This window comes from Paracoccus sp. IB05, assembly GCF_016405985.1.
In the GTDB taxonomy this organism is placed as follows: Bacteria; Pseudomonadota; Alphaproteobacteria; order Rhodobacterales; family Rhodobacteraceae; genus Pseudogemmobacter.
On record NZ_JAEFCF010000047.1, the window covers coordinates 12880 to 27241 of the forward strand.

Below are 14362 nucleotides of genomic sequence, written 5' to 3' on the forward strand. Positions count from 1 at the left end.
CTCAAGGCCTCGGGGAGGGTGTGGTCCAGATGGCTGCAACGATGGTCGGTGCGGCGGCAATGCCGGCGATCGCCACCAGCACCCAGAGTGCCTGACGGAAGTCGAGAATACCAAAGAGCCAGGACAGGAACACGCCGATTAGTGCCAGCGTGCCGATCACGATACCAAGAGGGCCGGTGATCGCGGTGACGATGCCCTGCAGGAGGGTTTGCACCGGCGAAAGATCAATACTCTGGGCAAGAACCGGGCCGGCCAACACCACAAAGGCCATCGTCATGATGGCGGTGACAGGCGTGTACTTCATGAACTCGCTCCTCTCAGCCGCGCATAGACGGCCTGCACACGGGCCACATGGCCCTGGGTCTCGGTGTAAGGGGGAATGCCGCCGTGGCGGGTAACCGCCTCGGGCCCGGCGTTGTATGCGGCGAGCGCCAGTTCCGGCGTGCCGAAACTCTCCAGCATCATCAGGAGATAGCGGGCCGATCCGTCGAGGTTTTGCCGCCAGTCATTCGGATCGACCCCGAGGAAGCTGGCGGTATCCGGCATCAGTTGACCAAGCCCGATGGCGCCAGCATGACTGAGCGCTGACGGATCATAGGCGCTCTCGACCTCGATATTGGCGCGGTAAAACAGCGTCCAGTCGGTGACGCTCATGCCGGCGAGGCGGAGCGCGACATGGCCGCCATACCGCAAAGCCGTGTCCTCGATGCCTTGCAGAACTTCGGCGCTGGCCACCGCCGAGCGCGGCGGGGCCACTATCGCCCCTGTCCCGTCTTCTTCATCGGTTGGGGTGGAAAAGAGAAACAGGCGCTCCGGCGTCTCGGCGCCTAACTGGCGCATGAAGCCGGGTTCCGATGATACCGAGGCCAGCTGGCCATCCGATGCCATCGCGAAGATGAAGCCTTCGGCCCTGACCCCGGTCGCACCGAGCGCCGCCAAGGTCAGAATTGCCAGTAGGCTGCAGGTGGACTCAGTCCGCCTGCGATGTCTCGGGCAAAGTGTGGCGGGCGCGACCACCTTCTTCCAACGGAATATGCGCCGTGCGCATTCCGAGATCGGAAAGGAAGCTGACAAGGCCAACCACGGTCTTGAACTCGCGCGCCTTGATATAGCTGCGGCTGGTGACGACGATCTTCTCGTCACCGCCGTTCGGTCCGATGGCGCGGACGATCCAGAGCCCATACCAGGCATTGAGCCGCTTCTCGGCAGCCGATCGGCAGATGACCTCGGCGGCATAACCTTGGGCCAGCAACTGGCGCAGTCCGTCTTCTGTAACCACATTCGGGGCGTCTTCTAGCATGGTCTCCCCGCGGCTCCTCTCCATAGGATGGCTCGGGCCGAGGTGAATCAAATCACCTTAGCCGTATCATTACACTATCATTGCTTGCAATGATTATTTATTGTCTTGACGACAGACCATCGCTGCACAAAGCTGGATAGCCCAGATCTGTGACAAATCAAAGCAATGAAGGGGCTTCGTGCAAACCGTGGTGGCAAGAAGCATTGCTCCATACGCCGTTGCGATCATGGTGATGTGTGGATCTGCATCCGCCACCTGCCTGCCACCGGAGCGTCCGTGGCTGCCATCCGACGCGACTGACGTCCGCGCTTACGCCGACCTGATCCGCGAGGACTTCGAGAGCTACATCGCCGACGTGCAGGACTATTTCCGCTGCCTTGATGCGGAACGGGCCCGGGCCTTCCTTGAGGCGCAGGAGGTCAGTCAGGACTACGGGCGCTTCCAGGCCATCGTCAGCAATTGACGTACTGCGCAGTACGCGTGCAGGACTCGGCGCGCCGAATCAAAGCAAGATCATTGCAATCAATGATAGTGCATTGTAGCGATAAGGCGTAACTGAGTGAGTCGCCTTCATGTATTCTGCCTTCAAACACAGACTTCTGACAGCCTCTCTGGCGCTCGCCGCTGCCGTCGGGGCACCCCCTCCAGCGTTGGCGCAGAGCTATCCGATCGACTGCGCCATCCTGCTTTGCCTCGCAGGCGGCTGGCCCGCTTCCGTGCCCTGCGCCCGCGCTCGGGCGGAGTTCATCCGTCGCATCACGCCCTGGCCGGTCGAGCCTCCACTCCAGATCTGGCGCTGCCCAATGGGCGCAGCCTTTGATAGGCCCTCGCCTCTCAGCCCGATGGAGCGCCTCTACGACATTGCGTTCCGGGAAGAGCGGGAGATTGCCGGAACCGGTCAGAGCGCCGCAGCAGATCTAACCCTGGTGCAGGCACAGGAGCGGGCCGATATCGACATATCCGATGATGCCTTCGACTTTGTCCGCAGCATCCGGGTCTATCACATCCAGTTCAGCCAACATCAAAACCGTGATGGTGATTGTATCCGCAGCGATGCCACAAGGCTGGGATCCTACGGCCTCCAGGGCGACTACGCGTGGGCGCGATCGTCAGTCGCCGCTGTCCCTGATGCCTCTGATCTAGCTATTCCCCCACATTGCAGCAGCTATTCTTGGCGCTCGGTCTTTGTGGACTGGCGCGATCATGCCGGCAACTACGGGTCGGAAGAGGTTCGCTACTGAGGAGCCGCCGGGGCCTTGCGGCCCCGGCTTCGTTTACAGCCCGGGGATCACCGATCCCCCGGTAAAGCGACATTCGGTCAGAGACAGAACACCACCCACCCCAAAAGGCTAACACTCACCTAGCCAGAGTGGTCTAGCCGATGGGGCGAGGTAGTGCAAGCAATAATGTTCTATTGATTGCACTGGTGGTGTTTTGATCCTGAATCCGGATGCTCGCCCGGAGACAACCATCATGGAACTCACCACCGGCGCCATCCTTCGTTGCATCACCAACACCAGCCTGTCGACAGCCGCGCACAAGCTCGCCACCCTCATCCTCGACGGCATTGCCTGGAAGGATGGCTACAATGGCCTTCCGCGCGGGACCGCAGCCTTTGCGCTCGTAGATCTCGCCGAGAGGATGGATGTCTCGCGCCAGTATCTGCACACCTTGCTGAATGAGTTGGCAGCTTCAGGGCTGCGCCTCGTCCGCCACAGGGGGCGCGGGAACTTGGCCCCCTGGCTCTTCCGCTTCGCCGGCTGTGATGAGACTGACCGCGAGGAGAAGGTGTCAACCACAGATGACACCGCTCTATATAAGGAAGATTCAAACAAAAATGTATTCTTCGGAACGATAAGGGTGTATTGTGAAAAGCAAGCCACATCGCCTCGATGGTTGGCGCTGATCAGTAAGGCTAAGGCCACCCTGCCCTGCCACAGCGCAGACAGTCGCTACATCTGGGACAGGTTCCGGGAGTTCAACCGGCGGCGCGGCTATGAGGCGGTGCCGGCAGGCTATCTGCTCGGGTTCATGCGGAAATGGCGGGTGCAGGGAATGGGCCACACACCGGTAGTTGTAGAGTGCTCGGTGCCGGGCATCAGCCCGCTCCAGCAGGAACTACAAAGCCTCATCGCTCGGGCACCCTTTGCCAATCGACATTTCCACGAAATCGATTTGAAGCGAATGATCGGAGAGAAGCGATACCACGCACAACTTGCGGAGATCCGAGAGAGATTTAGCTGCTCAGAGTTCCAGGCGAGGCTCGCTCTTCATGGAAAAGCCGTCGCGTCCGCAACCATATCCAGATGAATCTGCGGGCACATACCCTCGCCCTTCGGCAAGGCCAAACTCATGCGTTCGACAACACAACAATGAGCGAGCCCACTCGATTGCAAACGACCGAGTGCCCTCTGGCGGCAAAGGCATTATCGTGTTGTCATTCCGGCATTGGCCTGTCGCCGGGCCAAGCCATCATCCGCTCACGTCATCGCCAAGGCCGGCGATATGCTCGGCGAGTGTGGCCTCGACGTCATCGAGAAACGTGATCCATGCGCCTTCTTCGTCGATGCCATTGATCCGCATCAGGAACAGCCCTTCAACCGCCAGAAAGGCCACGCGCGCCGCCCGCGCCCGGTGCGAGGGGCCGTCAAGGCGGCCGAACATCCCCTGATACCAGTCCCGCGTCTCTTGCTGATGCACCGGATCTTTGAGGGAACTGATCAGCAGGCCCGCCATTTTGGCGTTCATCAACTGCTGCGAGGCCCGGGTGGCCGCTATGTAACGGCGAACGAAGTCAACCGGGTCGTCCGGTAGCGGCTCTGCCAACAGAGCATCGAACTGTTGGTTCCAGCGGTCGACCAGGCTCCGCACCAGATCTTCCTTTGAGGTAAAGGAGTACTGCACCCCGCCTTTGGAAATGCCTGCCGCTTGGGCCAGCGCGCCGATGGTCAGCGCCGGCGCGCCGCCGCTGCGCACCAGTTCCTCGGCGATATCAAGCAGCTTTTCACGGGTGATCGTCGGCTTTCTGCCCAAGTTCCCTGGCCCTCGCAGATTCTTGTTGAAAACAATACGACCGTATTTATATGAGACCTGCGAAGTGAAGCCAAGGTGAATCATGTCTGTCCGTCAACCCGACCCGAAACGCTGGCTGGTGCTGCTGGCGGTGATGCTGGCATTCCTGCCGGTCGTGCTGGACATGACAATTCTGCATGTCGCTGTGCCCAGCCTGACCCAGGCGCTGGCCGCCTCCAGCACTCAGGTGCTGTGGGTGATCGACATCTATCCGCTGCTTATGGCTGGCCTTCTGGTGCCGATGGGGACCCTGGCGGACCGGATCGGCAACCGGCGCATCCTGCTGACCGGGCTGGTGATCTTTGGCTTCGCCTCGGCTTTCGCGGCCTTTGCCCCCAATGCGCCGGTGCTGATCACGGCGCGGATGCTGCTGGCGCTCGGCGGCTCGATGATCATGCCCTGCGTACTGGGGATCATCCGCCGCACCTTCGAGGATGAGAAGGAACGCGGTCTGGCACTTGGTCTCTGGGGCACGGTCGGCGCGGCGGGGGCGGCGGTTGGCCCGCTGATCGGCGGCGCGCTGCTGGAGCATTTCTGGTGGGGTTCCGTCTTTCTGATCAATATCCCGGTGATGGTGGTTGTCGTGGCCGCCTGCTGGCTGCTTCTGCCCCGGCAAGAGGCAACTACCCCGGGTCACTGGGCTATCGGGCAGGCGCTTTTGCTGATTTTCGGCATGATCGCCACGGTTTACGCGATCAAGGCCGGGTTCGGTGCAAAGCAGTCGCTGCCTGTCGTGCTGGCGGTGCTGGCACTCGGGTTGGGCCTGTTGACGCTTTTCGCCCGCAAGCAGATGAACGCCGCCGAGCCCATGCTGGATCTGTCGCTGTTCTCGCATCCGGCCATTCTGGCGGGGATGGTCATGGCGATGGTGGCCAGCGGATCGCTGGCAGGGGTCGAACTGACGCTGGCGCAAGAGCTGCAATATGTGCTGGACAAAACCCCGCTGCAGGCCGGGATCTTCTTGATCCCGATCATGGTGGCGGCGGCAGTTGGCGGACCGGTGGCGGGTTGGCTCTCGGCCCGGTTCGGCCTGCGCGCGGTGGCCAGCCTGTCGATGGCGGTGTCGTCAGGCGCGCTGGCCTGGCTGGCGCTGAGCGACTTCCACACACCGGGGCTGGCGGTACCGATGGTGTTGGCGGTGCTGGGCCTCGCGCTCTCCATCGGACTGACAGCCTCGTCCATTGCCATCATGGGCTCAGTGGAGGCCAGCAAGGGCGGCGCGGCAGGTTCGCTTGAGGCGACCGGCTATGAACTGGGCACCGGACTGGGCATCACCTTCTTTGGTGTCTTCATGTCGGTGGTCTATGGACGGCATTTCGATGCCCCTGCGGCGCTCGCGGCGGAACAGGTGGCACAGGCGACCCGTTCGATCGGGGACAGCTATCTGGTAGCCCGCGATCTGGCACCGGGTCAGGGCGAGGCGGTGATTGCCGCCGGCAAGGCGGCATTTTCCGCCACCCATTCAGTGCTGCTGCTGACCGCTGCCGCGCTGATCGGTGCGCTGGCGGTGCTGGTGTTCGTCCTGCTGGCAAAGGTGAAAAGCGGCGCTTCGAACCACTGATATCTTATCAGCGGGGGCGCATTCTGCGCCCCCGCCCGACCAATCAGTCCGCCGCCGGCAAATCCGCCGAGACGCAGTCTTTGAGGCTGCCCTCTTCCAGCTCATCCTCAAGCGTCGCGGTCTCGCCCTTTGACCACCAGACATACGGGCCCGAGGCATAGCGCGCCCCCGAGCCTGAGACGACATTGACGAAGATGCGCTGCTCGCCGTCGATGGGCAGCAGGGCCAGCGCATTGGCCCCGGCATTGACATATTGTACCTGAAACGGCTCGCCCCCGGCGCAACTGTAGGTCGCCGTGATCACCGTGCTGGTCGCGCCGGTTTGCAGCGGGATCGACAGCGAGACCTCCGCATGAGCGGTGCCAGCGATCATTGTCGCAACGAGGGTCGGAATAACTGCGCGCATTGTCAAAACTCCTTACACTGCAGCCGGGCTTATGGCACCGCCCCGGCTGCCCACAAATCACGAACAGCTGTTCGCGGCGGCGACAATATAGCTGCCGACCTGCTTTGCGGCGATTTCTGCCTCACTTTCCAGCCGGATATGACGGCGCAACTTGCCCTTGCCCTCAAGCACCGTGAGGGGATCCGCAAGTGCATGACCTGCACTGAATTCGACCGTCACATGCGATCTATAGGCGAAGATGCCGCAGAAAGGGCGCGGCGCGGCAAAAAGAATACCGCCATATTTGAATTCCTCGGAAACGCTCGGCCCCGCTGCCAGCGCAAGTTGCCGCAAAGTGCGGACAATCGGGTAAAGCTCACCGGCAGTCAGGCGCAGATCTTCCAGATACTGTGTAATCTTGTCCATGATGCGCTTTCAGGTGCTCTCGTCTGGCCAATCTGGTGTGCCGGATTGCGCCAGATCATTGCAGCGGGCTGACCCGCGCTGCAAGGTTGGCATTGAAGGGGCACATCCCCTTCGCCGCTGAAATCATACGGAAGGCATACAGGATGGCCGTTCCTCAGTCCCGGGATACGTTGCTCGCCGCCATAGATACGACGTTCGAGAGACTTATCACCGATCTCAAGCGTGTGCCGCCACCGCTGGCCCGCGACGCTTCGCTCGACGGGCATGTTACGGGCACGCGCATGAGCCCGGCCGATCTGGTGGCCTATCTGATCGGCTGGAACGAGTTGGTGCTGAAATGGCTCGACCTAGATGATCGAGGCGAGGCACCAGATTTCCCGGAGACCGGATTTCAATGGAACCAGCTTGGACTGCTGGCGCAGAAATTTTACGCAGATCACGCCGAAGCAGACTGGCCAGCACTGCTCTTGCGGCTGAAGGCGGCCAAAGTGCGGCTGTCCGCGACGATCAAGGCGCGCTCGAATGAGGACCTTTATGGCAGGCCGTGGTATGGCAAGTGGACGAAGGGCCGGATGATCCAGTTCAATACGTCCTCTCCCTATACCAATGCGCGTGGCAGGATACGCAGTTGGATGCGACAACAGGACTGAGCGATGACACGCGCCTACAACATTGGGAAAGCTTTCGCCCCTTCGCGTGAGGTGGGCGTGGGGCTGGAGCTTGTGATCGCAACACCGCCCGGCAATGGCCCCTTTCCGGCAATGATCTTCAACCATGGCTCCACCGGGCGCGGGCTGAATGAGGCCGTCTTCCGGCGCACGATCAGCCCTGCCGTGATCGCGGGATACTTCGCACAGCGCGGCTGGATGACGATTTTCCCGCAGCGGCGCGGCAGGGGGAAATCCGGCGGCGCCTATGGCGAAGGACTGGCCCCCGCTGGCGGCTATTCCTGTGATGTTGCTGTCGCCCTGGCCGGGTTTGAGCGCGCGGTCGAGGATATAGACGACGTGATGGCGCATCTTCCTGCGCTTGCGCGCGCCGATACGGAGCGGCTGGCTATCGGCGGGGTGTCGTGGGGCGGGATCCTCGCCATTGCCTATGCGGGTATGCGGCCGGGGCTGTTCAGGGCAGCGATCAATTTCAACGGCGGCTGGCTCGGGCGGGCCTGCCCGGGCCATGAGGTGTTGAACCCGCAGCTTTTTCGCCGAGGTGCCAGCGCCGGCATTCCGACGCTTTGGCTGCATGGCAGCCAAGACCCCTATTACAGCATCGGCCATTGCCGCGAAAACCATGGGCAGTTTCTGGCGGCTGGTGGACAGGGCCAGTTCGTCGCGGCCCGGGCCGGTCATGGGCTGATGTTCAAACCTGCGCTGTGGCAGCTCCATCTTGACCACATGCTGAACGCTCCGACCGCGCATTGAGCGCTTGTTAGGTGTCGCACTCTTGCCAGAAACTCCCCAAGCGCGAACAGGGCAGACAAGGTCTGGATGAAAACGACGATTGCCACGCCGAAGGCCCGGTAACGATGACACACCACTCCGCAGGAAAAGTCGTTCAGAAGGGCGTGCAGTGTGACGCAACAGCCCAGCCAATGAGCTAAAGAAACAAACTCGCTGTCGCTAGCACCAAACCTCACCGCATCTCCCGCAATGTCACAAAGGGCTGCAAGCGGGATGGCGGAAGCACGGGGTGGCGGCCGCCGCGAACCTAAGAAAGAGGTCAGGCATGCCTATCGCCGCGTACCGTTCTGTCGCTTCGCTTTCGAAGAGTCAGACAGAGATAGATATTAAAGCGAGAAGCTCCACCTCCTGGATTTGCGGCGGAGATCCTGCTCGAGTGCTACTTCTGCAACGACGTTGGCGACAGATCTTGCCTCGATTTTACGGTTGCGATTCCATCCCGCCTGTGCCCCCATCAGACGTCAGGCGGCGTAGTTTCATTCGGCGATCGTCACGGCCGGGAAGCCTGAAAGGGTCCGCCGACGCCATATCAGAGGGAGACCATGGCACCCCACTATCGGCGCATTGTCGGCTGTGCTCGCGCAGCGCCAGGTTCCCCTTGAACCGATTGTCAGGTTACTGGCCGTCGCGGAGCATTTCATGTCTTGCCGCTGGCTGAGTTGGAACGTCCGGTCAAGCTCATAAGAGGCAGCATAACCGGCTTGGATTATGGGAGGTTTGAGCTTGCAACGGGTTAGATTTCAGCACAGTTATTCGGCCTGCTGCACCATGAGTAGAAAATCAGTGGAGAGAAACAGAGGTCGCATGCGAGAAGGCCCATTTGCCAATAGTTGACGATTAGTCCTATCCTCACTTTCAAAGATTCACTTGAGATAGGGTCGACCTTAATGATCTTCGTAGATCGTGGCGCTGTTCCAAATCCACTTCTAGATTCGCCCCTTGCTGCTCAAGCAGCGCGCGAGCTTGAAAGGGCGCGGGCGGTAATATCCACTGGCTCACTCCAGCGTCGGGTTGAATTTTCGGCTTATAAACACCCGACGATCAAGGCCGCGCTAAATGTTCTTTTCCACGAGAAATGCGCCTATTGCGAAACCCCATTGGTCAGTGCGATGGGCGACATCGAGCAGTTCCGACCGAAATCCGGAGTATCCGAAGCTAACGGTCATCCCGGTTATTGGTGGCTCGCCGTAACGTGGGAAAACCTTTTAATCGCTTGTCAGTACTGCAATCGCTTGGCGAAGGCGGAAATAGGTGAGGGTGGTCGCTCCGAGTCGATCGGCAAAGCGAACCGATTTCCACTCCTCGACGAAAATAAGCGAGCTCGCGAGCCTGACGATGATATCAACCTCGAACAGCCCTTACTGCTCGATCCCACGCTTGATAACCCGTCCCCGCACCTGACCTTTGCAGAAGATGGCCAAGTCTTCAGTGAAACGGAACGAGGGAATGCGACCATCTCGATCTTGGGCCTTAATCGGCTCAGTCTTCTTCAGCAGCGACGTGGCACTGCGGCGCGATATCGTTCTCTCTTCGCCTACGCGCTTTCGTCGTTGTCCAGCGGCGACGGCGAGGCATCCAGGCTCGTCCGAGAGTTGATTGAGATGACTTCGAGCAGTGCGCCCTACGCGGGTATGGTGCGCCAGTTCCTGCAACGCGATCGAGCGCAGTTGGAGACGAAGCAGGTTGTCATCCCTATCCCGAGCTCTGTGGACCAAGGGTCTTTGGCAGCGACGTCTATGAGGGTGAAGCGTGCGGTTCGATCGACCAACGCGTTTCGTCAGCGAATGGCCAACTACTCGCTAGCCGACGATGAGGGCGTCCGCAAATATAAGTCACAGCGACGCGCAATCGAGACAATTGCAATCCGGAACGTACGTGCGATCAGTAGCTTCGACATAAACTTGCAGGCCCTCGGCACGGGGGCTGGTAGGTGGCTCATGCTGCTTGGTGAGAACGGCACGGGTAAAAGCACGGTACTTCAAGCAATTGCATTGGTGCTTGGTGGATCTGAATATGTCTCGAAACTTATCAAAGAAAATCGAATGTCCATCAGCGACCTCGTTCGGTTTCGATGCCGTTCCGGTGAGGTCGCCGTTAAGCTGAGTGGCTTTGATGTTCCTCACCGCCTCAGAATATTTAGAGATCGTCTGGAATTCATTAGTCCAGGGAAGAAAGTTGTTACCATCACTGCTGATGGAGAGATCGCCGGAGCCAGCGGAGCACCTCAGACCGTCATCGCTGGATATGGAGCGATCCGCCTGCCATCGCGACGTCAAAATGACGTCGCATTCGGCGGTGAATTCTCTAGGCTGGAAAACCTCTTTGACCCATTCGCCCCGTTGATAGATGCACAACGTTGGCTGAACGGACTCAGCCGAAAAGATTTCGATCATACAGCCATTGTTCTCAAGGACTTACTCTCGATCGATGTCGAAGCGAAGCTCGTAAGAAGCAAGGGGCGGGTCGCAGTGCACACATCCGGGGCAACGGTGTCCCTTGCCAATCTCAGCGTTGGCTATCAAACTGTAGTCGCGCTGGCTGCGGACATACTCGAAATCCTCTCGCGAGTTTGGCCGAACCGAATGGACGCCGAAGGCATAGTGCTGATCGACGAACTCGACGCCCATCTTCATCCCACGTGGCAGATGCAGATCGTTAGTTCACTGCGTCGGGCCCTGCCGTTCGTTCAATTCATCAGTACCACCCACCAGCCACTTTGCCTGCGCGGCCTCTATGAAGGTGAGGTCGTGGTCATGCACCGCCGTCAGAATCATCAGATCGAAGTGATTACCGATTTACCGTCTCCAGCCGACTTTAGGGTCGACCAACTCCTGACCTCGTCCTTCTTCGGTCTGAGTTCCACCGTCGACCCCAACACAGAACGGCTCTTTGATCGCTACTATGCGCTGCTGGCCTTAGACGTGCGCACCGACACCGAAAAGGCAGAGCTTGCCCAACTCACCTCCGACCTAGCGACACGAAAACAATTCGGGTCCACGCTTAGAGAAGGGCTCTACCTTGAAGCAATTGATCAAGTTTTGGCACGGAGAAAGGTAATGCCAGAGATCTCGACCGAAGAGGTACGAGAGGAAGCGGTTAATGAAATCTCAGCGATCTGGCACCGCCTCACTTCGGACGTCGTATCAAGCGGTGGAGGCACGGCTTGATTTCGATAGAGCGAACAACCGACGCTGCGGCATTGGCCTGTTACGCCGTTGCCACCGTCTACGACCTCGGCGGCGCGGCGAAGGTTACGCGTCACGAGCGTGAGCGCGAATTGGCTATCCAGTTCTTCACAAACCCAGCGAACTATTTCAACAATCAAAAGCTGGCCTCTAAATCGTTTGCGTTCAAGGTCTACAAGGACAAGGAGCTGGCTAAGGTACTGTCCCGCGAATTCTGCAAGAAATGCGCCTACTGTGAAAGCAAGTTCGCCGCCGTCACCGCGAGTGACATCGAACACTATCGACCGAAGTCTTCGGTCGGCCTCGGCGCGACAGAGTTAAAACCGGGCTACTACTGGCTTGGAGGTGATTGGGACAACCTTCTTATTTCATGTCCGGACTGCAATCGCGTTCGTACCCATGAAGTGCCAGGGCAGAGCAAGGGAATCGTTCTAGGCAAGGGCACTCAGTTCCCGCTTACTGACGAAACTAGGCGCGTACGTAGCCACAATCAAAATATCTCGACCGAGGATGATGCTCGCCTATTGCTCAATCCTTGCATCGACAAACCTGAGGATCATCTGACCTTCGACGAGACCGGTTTGGTTCATGCTATTTGTAATGGCGTCGCGAGTCAAAAAGGCAAAATTTCTATCGACGTGTATGCTTTGCAACGCAAAGATCTCGTTGAGGCTAGGCTAGATGAAGTTAACGAGCTTCGATCGAAAGTCGAAGACCTTCAAAGGTTGGTGCGCCAACACAATACCTTGAGTTCGCTGGGGAGCGCGACCTATCATGCCCGGGCAGACAATCTCGATCACATCGCGAAAGTTCTCAATGGGATCAAGGCAATGATGTTGCCATCGGCAGAATATGTCGCAGCCAAGCGGTCATGGCTGCGCGTCGCGCAACAGCGCGGTGAGTTCGACACGATTCGGAAGTTTGGCATCAAGCTCGAAGTCTTCCAGAGCCTCGCGGCCCAACCCACAGCGTGAACGTTGGGCACCCCATCCAATGACGTGAGACTCGGCGAGCCGATGGCAACACGTCAGTCATTGGCTGAGTTGCCTGCAGGGTGAAGAATTTTCTTGAACACATGAAGCATTCTGTATCTGAAGCACCCTAGGAACTCAAATAACGTTCAAAGTACTTTTGCCGACTAACTCATCATCCTATAGTTGCCATGTATTGCGTTATGGCAAGGCTTAGGCGAGCGATGAATTTGGGCGACTGGGGGTCAAAAGCTACGTTGCTTGCGCATGCACGAGCCGCTGCGCGTATGCTCGCGGAGGTCGCCTCCAGCGCTCAATCGCGCGCAGACATCTGTCTCGGCATGCTCTATCATACCGACGAGGATCTTTGCCGAAGCAAATTCCAGCGCATGCTGCAGGCACTGCCCATCGACGAGCGGCACTACTGGATCGGAACACTGTATACGCTTCTGCTTCCAACAAAGCTACGCCGCTCCCAGGCGACCTACTTCACTCCGCCAACTGTCGCCGACGCCGTCGTAGACTTATCTATTAAGGCGGGCTTTGACCTTGGAGCGGACACCGTGCTTGACCCAGCGGCCGGTGGCGCAGCCTTCTTGTCTACTATTGCAGGTCGTATGGTGAATGCCGGACTGAATGCAGAGGAGGTCGCCTACCGCCTGAACGGCATCGAGATCGATACCGGGCTGTCAGCGCTCTCCAACTGCCTCATCGCCCAGAGACTGGGCAAGCCTCTCCCCCGTGAAGTAATCATCACAGGCGACGCACTGAAGGTGACGATTCCCGGCTCCTACGGCCTTGTGATCGCTAACCCGCCGTATGGCCGTGTCGCGCTAGAAGACGTGCAAGATAAGGCTTGGCGCAAAGTTGCCCACAGTGGCCATATAAACAAGTACGCCCTGTTCACAGAGCTCTGCTTCAGACAGGCAAGGCCCGGCGGCATTGTCGCGCTTGTGATACCGTCCAGTTTCCGAGCAGGCCCTCTCTACGACCGAATGCGTGCCTTTATTCGTTCTCAAGCCGAGGTGCTCGCGGTCGGATCAATCGCCGGGCGGGATGGGGTATTCATCGACGTAGCGCAAGACATCAGTGTTCTGATCGCCCGTAAAGGCAAGGTTCACGTCGCTAGTGCACCCGTCAGCTTCCACATCGTGGGCCTTGTGCCATCGACCAGCCAAGCGATTAAGCAGCTGTTGCCCGCAGAGCAAGGTGGTGCCTGGCCACTGCCAGCTATCGATCCAGCGCTTATCGGTGGCGCTACACTGGCCGATTACGGTGTGACCGTTCGCGCGGGATACTTCGTTTGGAATCGGGAAAAGGCGCGGCTCTTTAGCAAGCTCCAGAGCAAGCAGCATTGTTACCCACTCATCTGGGCGCAAAATATAAAAGCGGGAGAACTCTGTAGGCCAGCGGGCAAGAAAGGCCAGGGTGTTGACTTCGTTTCTTTCCCTAGTAGCAGCACTGCGATCATCATGGGCGTCGCGGCCGTGATGCAGCGAACCACAAACGACAAGCAGCCACGCAGGCTTGTTGCTGCTATGGTCGATCCATCCGTAATTTCCGCATGGGGAGGCTTCGTGAGTGAGAACCACACTATCGTGTTAACCTGTGAGGACCCCAACAGACTCGCTCTCGCAGTGCGCCTTCTAAATACCACTGCTGTTGATCAGCGCTACCGTCGTGTCTCGGGAACAGCTGCAGTGTCAGTGACTTTGCTGAGGCAGCTCGATCTTCCCTCGCCGACCGCCTTCGCTGCCGCCCTCGCCGTGAGCAATGACGATGCAGAGGCCGCCGCCGCTGCGGCATACCGGTCCACCCAAGAGGCGATTGACGCCTAATGGCACGCAACCCTTCATTCCCGAAACCGCTTAGGGCAGATTTGGACGACCGCGCCGAGCAACGTCGCGCGGCTTTGGATAAGAGACAGTCGTTGCTCTCGAAGATGGCAAAAGCCAGTTCGGACCGAGCGGAAGTCACGTCCGCTATGCAAAGTAAGCAAGCG

Annotated in this window: 15 protein-coding genes; 9 read left to right on the forward strand and 6 right to left on the reverse strand. The window is 59.1% G+C overall.

All coding sequences use genetic code 11. The features are described from left to right. Position 1: 1 nt before the first annotated feature. From JC607_RS21985 to JC607_RS21995, 3 genes are read right to left on the reverse strand one after another with little or no spacing between them, the layout of a single operon-like run. Positions 2 to 304, reverse strand: a complete 303-nt coding sequence (locus JC607_RS21985; RefSeq protein WP_174213113.1) for a TrbC/VirB2 family protein — start codon at positions 302 to 304, stop codon at positions 2 to 4. After that, positions 301 to 1017: a lytic transglycosylase domain-containing protein gene (locus JC607_RS21990; RefSeq protein ID WP_370584917.1), complete on the reverse strand. Its 717-nt coding sequence runs from the start codon at positions 1015 to 1017 to the stop codon at positions 301 to 303. The genes JC607_RS21985 and JC607_RS21990 overlap by 4 nt, the downstream gene beginning before the upstream one ends. Continuing rightward, positions 971 to 1300 (reverse strand): hypothetical protein, encoded by a 330-nt coding sequence (locus JC607_RS21995; RefSeq protein ID WP_174213114.1) that lies wholly within the window; start codon positions 1298 to 1300, stop codon positions 971 to 973. Before JC607_RS21995 ends, JC607_RS21990 begins: the two co-directional genes overlap by 47 nt. Before the next feature lie 226 nt (positions 1301 to 1526). Here JC607_RS21995 and JC607_RS22000 point away from each other — a divergent pair, with 226 nt between their 5' ends. From JC607_RS22000 to JC607_RS22010, 3 genes are all read left to right on the forward strand, one after another. Next, on the forward strand, positions 1527 to 1763 hold the full coding sequence (locus tag JC607_RS22000) for a hypothetical protein (RefSeq protein ID WP_174213130.1): 237 nt from the start codon (positions 1527 to 1529) through the stop codon (positions 1761 to 1763). A gap of 109 nt (positions 1764 to 1872) precedes the next feature. Continuing rightward, positions 1873 to 2541, forward strand: a complete 669-nt coding sequence (locus JC607_RS22005) for a hypothetical protein (protein WP_174213115.1) — start codon at positions 1873 to 1875, stop codon at positions 2539 to 2541. A 232-nt stretch (positions 2542 to 2773) separates the two neighbouring features. Next, the gene (locus JC607_RS22010; RefSeq protein ID WP_174213116.1) at positions 2774 to 3610 is read left to right on the forward strand and encodes a hypothetical protein; all 837 of its coding nucleotides are present in this window, start codon (positions 2774 to 2776) and stop codon (positions 3608 to 3610) included. Positions 3611 to 3772: 162 nt separating this feature from the next. Here the strand turns inward: JC607_RS22010 and JC607_RS22015 are convergent, their stop codons facing one another. Then, entirely contained in the window at positions 3773 to 4417 is a 645-nt protein-coding gene (locus JC607_RS22015) for a TetR/AcrR family transcriptional regulator (protein ID WP_233093082.1), read from the reverse strand. Here JC607_RS22015 and JC607_RS22020 point away from each other — a divergent pair. Next, complete coding sequence (locus JC607_RS22020; RefSeq protein ID WP_174213117.1) at positions 4416 to 5933, forward strand: MFS transporter; 1518 nt, start codon at positions 4416 to 4418, stop codon at positions 5931 to 5933. The two genes, JC607_RS22015 and JC607_RS22020, sit on opposite strands and share 2 nt — an antisense overlap. 43 nt (positions 5934 to 5976) lie before the next feature. On the opposite strand, the gene JC607_RS22025 is transcribed toward JC607_RS22020, so the two are convergent. Then, on the reverse strand, positions 5977 to 6339 hold the full coding sequence (locus JC607_RS22025) for an MliC family protein (protein ID WP_174213118.1): 363 nt from the start codon (positions 6337 to 6339) through the stop codon (positions 5977 to 5979). A 57-nt stretch (positions 6340 to 6396) separates the two neighbouring features. Then, on the reverse strand, positions 6397 to 6744 hold the full coding sequence (locus JC607_RS22030) for a DUF1801 domain-containing protein (RefSeq protein ID WP_174213119.1): 348 nt from the start codon (positions 6742 to 6744) through the stop codon (positions 6397 to 6399). A gap of 143 nt (positions 6745 to 6887) precedes the next feature. On the opposite strand from JC607_RS22030, the gene JC607_RS22035 reads away from it, so the two are divergent. The 5 genes from JC607_RS22035 (at position 6888) to JC607_RS22055 (ending at position 14198) form a co-directional block, all read left to right on the forward strand. After that, on the forward strand, positions 6888 to 7394 hold the full coding sequence (locus JC607_RS22035; RefSeq protein ID WP_174213120.1) for a ClbS/DfsB family four-helix bundle protein: 507 nt from the start codon (positions 6888 to 6890) through the stop codon (positions 7392 to 7394). A gap of 3 nt (positions 7395 to 7397) precedes the next feature. Continuing rightward, positions 7398 to 8165, forward strand: a complete 768-nt coding sequence (locus tag JC607_RS22040; protein ID WP_174213121.1) for a dienelactone hydrolase family protein — start codon at positions 7398 to 7400, stop codon at positions 8163 to 8165. A gap of 926 nt (positions 8166 to 9091) precedes the next feature. Beyond that, the gene (locus JC607_RS22045) at positions 9092 to 11371 is read left to right on the forward strand and encodes an AAA family ATPase (protein ID WP_174213122.1); all 2280 of its coding nucleotides are present in this window, start codon (positions 9092 to 9094) and stop codon (positions 11369 to 11371) included. After that, entirely contained in the window at positions 11368 to 12363 is a 996-nt protein-coding gene (locus JC607_RS22050; RefSeq protein WP_174213123.1) for a hypothetical protein, read from the forward strand. The genes JC607_RS22045 and JC607_RS22050 overlap by 4 nt, the downstream gene beginning before the upstream one ends. A gap of 221 nt (positions 12364 to 12584) precedes the next feature. Further along, positions 12585 to 14198 carry an N-6 DNA methylase gene (locus tag JC607_RS22055; RefSeq protein ID WP_198838905.1) on the forward strand — a complete coding sequence of 538 codons (1614 nt, stop codon included), beginning with the start codon at positions 12585 to 12587 and terminating at the stop codon, positions 14196 to 14198. Positions 14199 to 14362: the final 164 nt, after the last annotated feature.

Coding starts and splice junctions, on each gene's coding strand:
- JC607_RS22000 (WP_174213130.1), top strand. CDS start 1,527: ATGGTGATGTGTGGATCTGCATCCGCCACCTGCCTGCCACCGGAGCGT.
- JC607_RS22025 (WP_174213118.1), bottom strand. CDS start 6,339: ATGCGCGCAGTTATTCCGACCCTCGTTGCGACAATGATCGCTGGCACC.
- JC607_RS22030 (WP_174213119.1), bottom strand. CDS start 6,744: ATGGACAAGATTACACAGTATCTGGAAGATCTGCGCCTGACTGCCGGT.
- JC607_RS22045 (WP_174213122.1), top strand. CDS start 9,092: ATGATCTTCGTAGATCGTGGCGCTGTTCCAAATCCACTTCTAGATTCG.
- JC607_RS22020 (WP_174213117.1), top strand. CDS start 4,416: ATGTCTGTCCGTCAACCCGACCCGAAACGCTGGCTGGTGCTGCTGGCG.
- JC607_RS22040 (WP_174213121.1), top strand. CDS start 7,398: ATGACACGCGCCTACAACATTGGGAAAGCTTTCGCCCCTTCGCGTGAG.
- JC607_RS22010 (WP_174213116.1), top strand. CDS start 2,774: ATGGAACTCACCACCGGCGCCATCCTTCGTTGCATCACCAACACCAGC.
- JC607_RS22035 (WP_174213120.1), top strand. CDS start 6,888: ATGGCCGTTCCTCAGTCCCGGGATACGTTGCTCGCCGCCATAGATACG.
- JC607_RS22055 (WP_198838905.1), top strand. CDS start 12,585: ATGAATTTGGGCGACTGGGGGTCAAAAGCTACGTTGCTTGCGCATGCA.
- JC607_RS22005 (WP_174213115.1), top strand. CDS start 1,873: ATGTATTCTGCCTTCAAACACAGACTTCTGACAGCCTCTCTGGCGCTC.
- JC607_RS22015 (WP_233093082.1), bottom strand. CDS start 4,417: ATGATTCACCTTGGCTTCACTTCGCAGGTCTCATATAAATACGGTCGT.
- JC607_RS21995 (WP_174213114.1), bottom strand. CDS start 1,300: ATGCTAGAAGACGCCCCGAATGTGGTTACAGAAGACGGACTGCGCCAG.
- JC607_RS21985 (WP_174213113.1), bottom strand. CDS start 304: ATGAAGTACACGCCTGTCACCGCCATCATGACGATGGCCTTTGTGGTG.